Below are 394 nucleotides of genomic sequence, written 5' to 3'. Positions count from 1 at the left end.
TTGGATTCTTCGTTGACGTGACGCGCTGCACGGGATGCCGTGCCTGCGAGGTTGCCTGCAATGATAAAAACCGCTTGAGCGGCGGTATGCGCTTCCGTAACGCTCACACTTATTCGGTGGGAAGCTTCCCGGACGTCCGGGCGTTCTCCTGCACCTTCAGCTGCAATCATTGCGATGAGCCGGCTTGTGTGGCCAACTGCCCGACGGGGGATATGTTCAAGTCCGAGGACGGCGCGGTGCTCCATCAGGATGATGTGTGCATCGGCTGCAAGACCTGCGTGAACAGCTGTCCCTATCAGGTTCCGGTCATCGACGAGGAGCAGGGCATTTCGCGCAAGTGCAACAGCTGCATCGCCATCCGTACCGCTAGCGGTCAGCCGGCATGCGTTGCCGG

The 394-nt window shown here is 60.2% G+C and carries 1 protein-coding gene; it reads left to right on the top strand.

Annotation, left to right across the window (positions count from 1 at the left end):
• The coding region (locus PZH32_RS11620; protein ID WP_275208414.1) for a 4Fe-4S dicluster domain-containing protein at nt 1-394 on the top strand (394 nt) is incomplete at both ends.

Origin of the sequence: Adlercreutzia equolifaciens (genome assembly GCF_029076695.1) — a bacterium.
Taxonomy (GTDB): Bacteria; Actinomycetota; Coriobacteriia; order Coriobacteriales; family Eggerthellaceae; genus Adlercreutzia; species Adlercreutzia equolifaciens_A.
Note: the sequence above shows the minus strand (reverse complement) of the source record. Positions and strands in the feature narration are given on the sequence as shown.